General features: G+C 68.9%; 9 protein-coding genes and 2 pseudogenes. 6 read left to right on the top strand and 5 right to left on the bottom strand.

The window, feature by feature from the left end; translation table 11 throughout:
- Window positions 1–294 precede the first annotated feature (294 nt).
- Window positions 295–381, top strand: a pseudogene (locus D7X12_RS45565) (transposase); the annotation flags it as partial.
- A gap of 119 nt (window positions 382–500) precedes the next feature.
- On the opposite strand, the gene sitI6 reads toward D7X12_RS45565, so the two are convergent.
- Together sitI6 and D7X12_RS35985 are read right to left on the bottom strand one after the other, a co-directional pair.
- A complete protein-coding gene (sitI6, locus tag D7X12_RS35990) occupies window positions 501–1,223 on the bottom strand; it encodes a SitI6 family double-CXXCG motif immunity protein (protein WP_120629732.1) in 723 nt (240 codons plus the stop codon).
- A pseudogene (locus D7X12_RS35985) lies at window positions 1,223–1,609 on the bottom strand (DUF2380 domain-containing protein); the annotation flags it as partial. The gene sitI6 and the pseudogene D7X12_RS35985, both read right to left, overlap by 1 nt.
- A 654-nt stretch (window positions 1,610–2,263) precedes the next feature.
- Here D7X12_RS35985 and D7X12_RS35980 point away from each other — a divergent pair.
- Window positions 2,264–2,809 carry a DUF2378 family protein gene (locus D7X12_RS35980; protein WP_120629730.1) on the top strand — a complete coding sequence of 182 codons (546 nt, stop codon included), beginning with the start codon at window positions 2,264–2,266 and terminating at the stop codon, window positions 2,807–2,809.
- Window position 2,810: 1 nt separating this feature from the next.
- On the opposite strand, the gene D7X12_RS35975 is transcribed toward D7X12_RS35980, so the two are convergent.
- From D7X12_RS35975 to D7X12_RS35965, 3 genes are read right to left on the bottom strand one after another with little or no spacing between them, the layout of a single operon-like run.
- A complete protein-coding gene (locus D7X12_RS35975; protein ID WP_120629729.1) occupies window positions 2,811–3,212 on the bottom strand; it encodes an arsenate reductase ArsC in 402 nt (133 codons plus the stop codon).
- Window positions 3,209–4,315, bottom strand: a complete 1,107-nt coding sequence (gene arsB / locus D7X12_RS35970) for an ACR3 family arsenite efflux transporter (RefSeq protein ID WP_120629728.1) — start codon at window positions 4,313–4,315, stop codon at window positions 3,209–3,211. Before arsB ends, D7X12_RS35975 begins: the two co-directional genes overlap by 4 nt.
- Before the next feature lie 45 nt (window positions 4,316–4,360).
- Window positions 4,361–4,723: an ArsR/SmtB family transcription factor gene (locus D7X12_RS35965; RefSeq protein ID WP_120629727.1), complete on the bottom strand. Its 363-nt coding sequence runs from the start codon at window positions 4,721–4,723 to the stop codon at window positions 4,361–4,363.
- A 172-nt stretch (window positions 4,724–4,895) separates the two neighbouring features.
- On the opposite strand from D7X12_RS35965, the gene D7X12_RS35960 reads away from it, so the two are divergent.
- From D7X12_RS35960 to D7X12_RS35945, 4 genes are read left to right on the top strand one after another with little or no spacing between them, the layout of a single operon-like run.
- The gene (locus D7X12_RS35960; protein WP_120629726.1) at window positions 4,896–6,116 is read left to right on the top strand and encodes a hypothetical protein; all 1,221 of its coding nucleotides are present in this window, start codon (window positions 4,896–4,898) and stop codon (window positions 6,114–6,116) included.
- A 14-nt stretch (window positions 6,117–6,130) separates the two neighbouring features.
- A complete protein-coding gene (locus D7X12_RS35955; protein WP_120629725.1) occupies window positions 6,131–7,126 on the top strand; it encodes a HEAT repeat domain-containing protein in 996 nt (331 codons plus the stop codon).
- Between the two features lie 58 nt (window positions 7,127–7,184).
- Window positions 7,185–7,700 (top strand): hypothetical protein, encoded by a 516-nt coding sequence (locus D7X12_RS35950; protein WP_120629724.1) that lies wholly within the window; start codon window positions 7,185–7,187, stop codon window positions 7,698–7,700.
- Between the two features lie 53 nt (window positions 7,701–7,753).
- Window positions 7,754–8,248, top strand: coding sequence for an SgcJ/EcaC family oxidoreductase (locus D7X12_RS35945; protein WP_120629723.1), 495 nt, complete (start codon window positions 7,754–7,756; stop codon window positions 8,246–8,248).
- The last annotated feature ends 66 nt before the right edge of the window (window positions 8,249–8,314 follow it).

The raw sequence follows: 8,314 nt of genomic DNA, 5'->3' as shown, positions 1-8,314 counted from the left end.
GCGTGGCGGTGGCCATCCGCGCGGACCGGGCCGCGCGGGAGGGGGGACGAGGGGGGTGCATGGGGTGAAGCCTCCCAGGGAGAAGGTGCGAACCCAGGGAGGAGCGGCCCCATCCATTCGGGTCAAACGTCCCGAAAGATTTCCCGCGGCCCTGTCCCACAGGTTCCACAACGCGTCGCCCCAGCTCGGATTGCCGTGCCACGTGCCTGTTATTGTCCGTCCATGCCACAGGGCCCGAACCTCGATGAGCCTTCCCGGGCGGTCTCAAACGGTGACCGAAGGATGTCCACGACGATGCCGAGACGAGAGCGCAGGAAGTACACGCCGGAGTTCAAAGCCCGGGTGGTGAAGCAGGTGCTGGAGGAGGGCAAGTCCCGAGCGCTTCTCCCACGGCCCTCCGAAGCCCCAGGCCCTTCCAAACGCCGTCTGGATCAACAAACCCGCGCCGCTCCCCAACTCACAGGTGGCTGCGCACCAATCTCTCCGTTTCACTGTCTCATTCACATTGACAGGTTCCGGAAGGGGGTTGACGGCACCTCGCGATACTCCACATCGCTTCCTCCGAGCCGCGACACCGCCGCTACGAACCTTTCCGACACCACCGTCACCGCCGTGCCCTCCACCCTGAAAACGTCTGCGGAGGGCAGCGCCGCTTGATTCAAGGCCCAATCCTGCGCGACCTCGAACTCCCCTGGGTGTCCGCACTCGCCGCAGGGTCCGCCCGTGGTCCTCGTGGAACCACGGTGGACCTGCCCCAGGGGTCTTGTCTCAACCAGGTAGAGCGTCGGCAGGGTCTCCTGCGCTCGCAGCTCCACAGGCACCGCCAGCACGTCATGCGCTCCCGCCTCACGCAGTGCCACAAGCGCATCCTCACGAAGGATGAGTTCCCATGACGGCCATGCAGTCACCGGCCCGAACTCTCCTTGCGCCGTTCCAACCAATGGCCCGAAGGAGCACCCTGGGGTGAGTGGCTGGCTCGCCGTCAGCAACGGGGCCACCGACGCCGCCAGGCGGCCGTACTCTTCCAGCGTTGTCGTCGGTCGCGCCTGCTCGAGCATTCGCGCCACCTCGCCCACAAGCGACACCGAGGGGTACGCGCTCATCCCGGCCCATGGGCCACACCGCGGGCAGTCCACTCCGGGCAGGCTCCATCGGTGTTCGGCCTTGTACTGTCCGCTCCAGCGCCATGACGCCTTGGCAGGCGCAACCTCGAAGTACCGCATCAATTGTCCTCCACGGGCTGCGGTGCCAGGTCCACGCTCTGCCAGTAGGTCATCGTAAGCCCGAACAGGCCGTAACGCTGAATCATCCGTGACGCCTGCTCGAAGTAGGCCGGTTTGCGTGCGCGCTCACCATGCCAGCGCAGCCACTCCTCCCAATCGCGGTTCCAGGGCCCACCCGCGTCCCCACGGTGGATCCGCCGGTGCACCTCCGCGTCGATTGCAATCACGTACTGGTGGACATCAATGTTCTTCCGCGCGAACCGTCGCTCGAACGCCTGCGGGAAGATGTGGTGCCGCTCCTTCGGCCGTCGCGCCCACTCCTCCATCGCCTTCTGGCGCCGAAGCTCACTCGGCAGCTGTTCCCGCCGGTGCAGCCGGAACACCATCCAAGCCACCAGCGCATACTCCCCCCAGGCTGACACGCTCGTGTCTGACGTGTCGGGCTCCGACAGTACCGCCTTCCCAGACATGACCAGGAACAACGGCCTCAATCAGCCAACGGCTGCACCCTCAAGGTTGGCCACATGTCTGTCGTCTCATACCAGCGCCAGATTGATGTCTGGCGCGAGCGCATGGGGAAGCCTTCCGTACGTCTTCGCCGCACCTGTCTCCTGCATCTGGAGACTGCTCCAGACAAAGACCGGTCGAGCTTTGGACGCGTCAGTCAGCAGGCCCGCGGCCTGCGCGCACGCCAGAGCGTCAGACCGGCGCGTGAGAAGGGATGGGAACGTCGTGCAAGCCGGGTCACAGGATGCCTCTCCAAAGATGCGAGGGGAGGTGCTGCTGGCCGGGCCCATGAGCAATCGCTCTACCCGCCCCGCATCCACCGGAATCCGAGCGCATCCCGAAGGAGCGGCGTCCCTCCCCGACCTGCCCGGGGCGTTCACCTGACCTCCCGGGAGAACAGGACCTGTCCTCCCGACAGGACAGGTCCTTGTGCCGCACGCACGCGCCGCGCGAGTGCAATGCAGGGCGGATCCAGGGATGCTCGTCCGGCTCCAGGCCCGTGGTGGGACGGGAGCGTGGGAAGGGTGTGACGCGTGAGTGAAGAGTACGTCTACCGCCATGCCATCGAGGGGCTCTTCCTGCGCTCCGTGGGCAAGCGCCTCACGCCGGAGCTGAAGCAGCAGCTGCGCGCCATCGGGCTGAACCTGGACGAGCGCATCCCCCACCACACGCCCCGCCGCGTCTTCGCCGAGTCACTGCGCCTCACCGCCGCGTACCTCTACCCGGACGTGGACGCCCAGGAGGGCTACCGCAGGCTGGGCCAGGGCATCATCACCGGCATGGAGCACACGATGCTGGGCAAGGCGCTCGTGTCCCTGTGGCCCATCTTCGGACCCGACCGCGTCCTCTCCCGCATGCAGGAGAGCTTCGCCACGGTGAACAACTACCTGAAGACGGAGCTCATCACCCACGCCCGCGCGAACCACACCATCAAGGTGAGCGAGTGCAACGGCAACCCCGGCTACCTGCTGGGCATCATCGAAGCGGGGCTGACCCGCGCCGGGGCCAGGGACGTCCACGTCGAACCCTTCGACTTCGACGGTCACGCCTGCTCCTACCGCGTGCGCTGGAGTTCCTGAGCTACCGGGCCCAGCCCTCGCGCGTCAGCAACTCCAGGACGCGGGCGCGGACCTCGTCGCGGATCTCCCTGACGCGCTCCAGGGGCTTGCCCTTGGGGTCCTCCAGCGGCCAGTCGCCCCGCTTCAGTCCCGGCACGAAGGGGCACGCGTCCCCGCAGCCCATGGTGATGAGCCACTGGGCGCCTTGCGCCAGCTCATCCGTGAGGCGCTGGGGCTGGGCGCCCGAGAGGTCGACGCCGGCCTCCGCCATCACCGCCAGGACTTCGGGATGGACGCGCGCGCCCGGCTGGGTCCCCGCGGAGACGGCCCGTGCCTTGGAGGGATCCGCCAGGAGGTTGAAGAAGGCCGCCGCCATCTGCGAGCGGCCCGCGTTGTGGACACAGGCGAAGATGACGGTGCTCATCGTGACCCCTCCTCGAAGCGACGGGGCAACACGGCTTCACGGGCTTCTGGGAAGAAGCGCCGCCGAAGCCACAACGACAGGTAGACGAGGGCAATGAGGGCAGGCACCTCGATGAGCGGGCCCACCACGCCCGCCAGGGCCTCACCCGAGGCCATGCCGAAGACGCCGACGGCCACGGCGATGGCCAGCTCGAAGTTGTTGCCCGCGGCCGTGAAGGACAGCGAGGCCGTCTCCTCGTAGCTGAAGCCCAGCTTGCGCGAGAGGAAGAAGGCGCTCGCGAACATGATGGCGAAGTAGACGATGAGCGGCAGGGCGATGCGCACCACGTCCAGCGGCAGGCGGGTGATCTTCTCCCCCTGCATCGCGAACATCAGCACGATGGTGTAGAGCAGGCCGAGGAGCGCGGTGGGCCCCAGGCGCGGCAGGAAGCGCGTCTCGTACCACGCCTCGCCCTTCAGTCGGGTGAGGAGGCTGCGCGTGAGCGCGCCAGCCACGAGGGGCACGCCCAGGAAGATGAGTACGCTCTTCGCGATGCTCCACATGGACACGTCGAACGCGGTGACATCCGCGCCGAGCCAGCTGGGGATGACGGTGAGGAAGAGCCAGCCGAGCACCGAGTAGAAGAGGATCTGGAAGACGGAGTTGAGGGCCACCAGCACGGCGGCCACCTCGTTGCTTCCGCACGCGAGCATGTTCCAGATGAGGACCATGGCGATGCAGCGGGCCAGGCCGATGAGCACCAGGCCGTTGCGGTAGTGCGGCAGGTCCGGCAGGAAGAGCCACGCCAGCGCGAACATCAGCACCGGCCCCACCACCCAGTTGAGCACCAGGGACGTGGTGAAGAGCTTGCCACGCGCACGCAGCCGGCCCAGCTCGCCGTAGCGCACCTTCGCGAGCACCGGATACATCATCCACAAGAGGCCGATGGCGATGGGCAGCGAGACGGTGTCCAGCTTCACCGTGTCCAGTCGCGCCCCCAGGTCCGGGAAGGCCCGGCCCAGGCCGATGCCCAGCCCCATGGCGGCGAAGATCCAGACGGGCAGGAACCGGTCGATGACGGAGAGCTTCTTGACGATGCTCTCAGAGGCAGCGGGGGAGGACATGGGAGGGGCCAGGGGCAAGGAGGAAGGAAGCGGCCGGCGCGGGCACTACTTGCAGGCGTCGGGGCCGCAGGACTTGAGGACGCGGGCCACCTCGCGCCGCAGGACGTCCCGCTTCGCGAAGGCCTCCACGAGCGCGCGCACCTGGCTGCCGCACAGCTCGTCCAGCTGCGGGGCCAGCCGGTAGTAGACCCAGCTGCCCTCGCGCCGCGCCTCGACGAGCCCCGCGGCCTTGAGGACGGAGAGGTGACGGGAGGTGTTGGACTGCGGCAGGGAAAGGACGCTCTCCAGGTGGCAGACGCACAACTCCGAGTGCGAGAGGAGGGCGACGATGCGCAGGCGCGTCTCGTCTCCCAGCGCCTTGAGGGCGCGACTCAGGGGGCGGACATCCAGCGGAGCAGGGACCGACATGACGACATGAGGATATGTGCATGTCGTGTTTCCAGCAACACCGGGCCCTGCCCGGCGCCGGACGCTGTTTTCATAATCTTAGAAAAAAATACCTTCTGGTCGGTTTGTACTGGTCTGACGGCGAATTCCGGGTCTATAGGGAAAGCGAACCCTTTCGCTCCTCCTGGCCGCCATGCCCCCAGACTCCTCCGCTCCGTCCGCCTCCTCCGGAGAAGGCCCCTCGCGCTGGCGCCGACCGCTGCTGGCCGTGGGAGGGGGCCTGGTCGTGCTGCTGACCGGGGCCGCGCTGCTGTCGCGTGGCGCGGGTGACGGGGCGGAGCCGGCGCGGGCGGCGGCTTCGAAGGATGGGTCCCAGGGAACATTGTCCCGGGGTGGTGGCGGTGGCGGCAGCGGCGGAGGCTCCCAGGAGGGCGCCGAGGCGGACGCGGCCCCCCGGCGGTTCGAGTCGGGGACGTGCTGGCGGGACCTGGAGCGCTTCAACGAGCAGGTGACGCTGGGGACGTTCCGGGAGTGGGCGGCGCCCCTGCTGGCGTCGCGGGATGGCGTCGTCCGCGCGTACCTGAAGGAGCGGCTGACGGAGCTGATTGGCAACGACGCGGGCCGCGCCCAGGAGGTGCTGGGGTGGGCGCGCGATGCCCAGGGCAAGGAGTTCCAGGTGTTCCTGTCGGCCCTGCGCGACTCGGAGGCCGTGCAGCAGCCGCAGGTGGCCGCGAAGCTGCTGGCCTCGGGCCTGGACGCCACGCTGGAGCCGGGGCGGCGCGCGGGCATGCTGTCCGCGCTGGACACGCAGAAGCGCCTGGAGCCGGCGGCGCTGGACACGCTGGCGAACTTCGCGAAGGACCCGGGCTCCGGCGAGGCGGGCTGGGCGGCCACCCGCTCGCTCGCGCGCGTGATGAAGAAGGACTTCGCGCAGTCGGGCAACGCCGCGCCGTACCTGGACAAGCTGCTCACCATCGGCACGGACTCCCCGGACGAGAACATCCGCTACCTCGCGCAGTCCATGCCCATGCACGCGGCGCCGGTGCTCGACGCGGCGTCCACGGAGCGCTACTCGCGCATCCTCACCAGCGAGGGCAACGAGGACGGCCGCGACGCGGCGGCGCACAACCTGTCCCTGTCCCAGGACAAGGCGAAGGTGCTGGAGCTGTTCGCCCAGACGTTCCCGCGCGAGCCTTCCGTGTGCGTGCGCTGGGCCCTGTTCCGCTTCTCCGCGCGCGTGGCGGGCCAGGAAGCGCTGCCGGTGATGGCGAAGATGGCCGCCTCCGACCCGCGCTTCCAGCCGCAGTACCGCGTCTTCGAGCAGCTCTACGCCAGCGGCGTCCTCGACTTCATGCGGGTGTGGAACAGCCTGCCGGATCAGGACCCCTTCGGCTGCATGGACAAACACGACTGAGCCCGGGAGCGCCGATGACTCGCATGTCTTCCTTTCGCATGAGCGCATGGGGCTGGCTGGCGTTCGCGCTGGTGCCCCTGATTCCCCTGCCGTCCGTCGCGGAGGGTGCGGCGGCCGCCCCGGTGCTCCAGGGCGAGACGTGTTCGGTGCCGGGGCTGATGGATCAGATCCGCCGGGGGCTGGCTTCCAAATCCCCGGCCTACCAGCGCTACCTGCGCGCCTTGCTGCGGGAGGCGGCCGTCACCCTGCCCGGCGCGGAGCTGCAGGCCGCGTTCGAGCGGGAGACCGACCCGGTGATGGCGGAGCACCTGGCGGCGGCCCTGGTCGCGCGCAGCGAGCGGGAGGCGGACCGCGAGGCGATGCAGGTCGTGGCGAAGCGGGCGCTGGAGGACCGCGACCCGGCGGTGCGCTCCGCCACGGTCCGCGCGATGCGGCGCACGGGCGCGCTGGAGAAGACCGGGGACCTGTACGAGCGGCTGATGCGCGACGCCTCCCCGGAGGTGCGCATGGAGGCCGCGACCAACCTGGTGGAGGACAACAAGTTCGTCTACGCCGGCCAGCACGGCCCGGCGACGGACACGGCGGTGGCGGCCGCGGCGGCGTCCTCGGACCCCAAGGCGACCGCGAAGATATTGGGCACGCTCAACACGGAGAAGCTGGGCGCGGAGGCCGCGGGCACGCTCCAGGGGCTCTTGCGCAGTGACTCGGCGGAGGTGCGCAGGTCGGCGGCGCTCGCGCTGGGCGGCGTGCCGGCAGAGCAGATGGGCACGGCCCGCGAGGCCCTGGTGTCCCTGTACCGGGGCGAGCGGGACACGGGGGTGCGCAAGGCATTGGTGCAAGGCATTGCCCAGCTGGGGTTCGCGAGCGCGGTGCCGGAGCTGCAGCGGCTCAAGGGCATCGACCCGGGCATGGCACCGGAGATCGACGCGTGGATCCGCGCGCTCGAAACGGGTCTTCAGGAGTGGGAGCTGATCCTGAGGGAGAAGCAGCGGCTGCAACAGGCTCCGTAGGCAGCGGTAGCGGTATCCACCCCCAGGGCCGGGAGTCCGGCCCGAAAGGAACACCCCGATGCGTTACATGACGAAGGCATCCCTCGCGGCACTGGCCCTCCTCCCCCTGGTCGCGACCGCGCACACGGTCAAGTCGCCCTTCCCCGGCACGGTGACGGCCACCACCAACTATTCGAGCGGCAAGTTCCACGGCGCCGTGGACATCTCCAGCGGCCGTTGCAACTACTGGGGCGCGGAGACGGGCGTCGTGGGCTCCGTGTTCTGGAACGTGACGGTCCGCACGCCGGGCGTCTACTGCAACGGCACGGGCAGCGGCACCCAGAACGAGGCGAAGCACGTCTGGGAGAGCGGCTGGACGTTCCGCCAGTGGCACTTCATCAAGACGGCGGACTCCTATGACCGCACCTGCGACCGCTGCCAGGTCGGCAACGAGGGCGGCACCGGCAACGCGTCCGGCCCCCACGCCCACCTCCAGCAGGACAAGGCCGGGACGAACGACACGTCCTGGTACAGCGGCTACACCACCAAGGGCGAGGCCGTGGACCGCACGGAGACCGTCGGCGTGCTGGACTGAGTCTGGCGCTTCTTGAGTGAGGCAGGGAGCGCGGGTCATGGCAGAGTCCCGCCATGACCCGTTCTTCTATTCTTGCGGCCCTGAGTCTGTTGTTCCTGTCCACGGCCTGCGCGACCCCCCACCACGCCCAGGATGAGGTGGACCTCCGGCAGCTCGTGAGCGCGCAGACCGACGCCTGGAACGCGCACGACGCGACGGCCTGGTCCAAGGACTTCGCGGACGACGCGGAGTTCATCAACATCGTCGGCACGGTGTTCCAGGGGCACGCGGAGATTGAAACGCGCCACGCGGCCATCTTCGCGAGCATCTTCAAGGCGAGCCGCGACGTGGTGACCGTGCGCAAGGTCGTCTTCCCCGGCCCGGATGTCGCGGTGGTGGAGATGGTGCATGAAGTCACCGGCCACACGGGCCTTCCTCCCGGCGTGCAGAACACCGAGGAGGGGCTGCTGCGCACGCAGATGAAGTTCGTGCTGAAGCGCGACGACGGGAAATGGCGCATCGTCGCGGGACAGAACACCGACGTGAAGCCCGCGCCCAAGGCTCCGTAGGCGGTAGGGGGAGCCCCTGGGGGTGGCCGCTGGACGCGGGGGCCCGCCATGGGCTCCAGGCAGGAG

The organism is Corallococcus sicarius (assembly GCF_003611735.1).
Classification (GTDB): domain Bacteria; phylum Myxococcota; class Myxococcia; order Myxococcales; family Myxococcaceae; genus Corallococcus; species Corallococcus sicarius.
Note: the sequence above shows the minus strand (reverse complement) of the source record. Positions and strands in the feature narration are given on the sequence as shown.

What these genes read in the sequence shown, in the direction of transcription:
- D7X12_RS35950 (WP_120629724.1), top strand. Translation starts at nt 7,185, where the DNA reads ATGCGTTACATGACGAAGGCATCCCTCGCGGCACTGGCCCTCCTCCCC.
- D7X12_RS35975 (WP_120629729.1), bottom strand. Translation starts at nt 3,212, where the DNA reads ATGAGCACCGTCATCTTCGCCTGTGTCCACAACGCGGGCCGCTCGCAG.
- D7X12_RS35955 (WP_120629725.1), top strand. Translation starts at nt 6,131, where the DNA reads ATGACTCGCATGTCTTCCTTTCGCATGAGCGCATGGGGCTGGCTGGCG.
- D7X12_RS35960 (WP_120629726.1), top strand. Translation starts at nt 4,896, where the DNA reads ATGCCCCCAGACTCCTCCGCTCCGTCCGCCTCCTCCGGAGAAGGCCCC.
- D7X12_RS35945 (WP_120629723.1), top strand. Translation starts at nt 7,754, where the DNA reads ATGACCCGTTCTTCTATTCTTGCGGCCCTGAGTCTGTTGTTCCTGTCC.
- arsB (WP_120629728.1), bottom strand. Translation starts at nt 4,315, where the DNA reads ATGTCCTCCCCCGCTGCCTCTGAGAGCATCGTCAAGAAGCTCTCCGTC.
- D7X12_RS35965 (WP_120629727.1), bottom strand. Translation starts at nt 4,723, where the DNA reads ATGTCGGTCCCTGCTCCGCTGGATGTCCGCCCCCTGAGTCGCGCCCTC.
- sitI6 (WP_120629732.1), bottom strand. Translation starts at nt 1,223, where the DNA reads ATGCGGTACTTCGAGGTTGCGCCTGCCAAGGCGTCATGGCGCTGGAGC.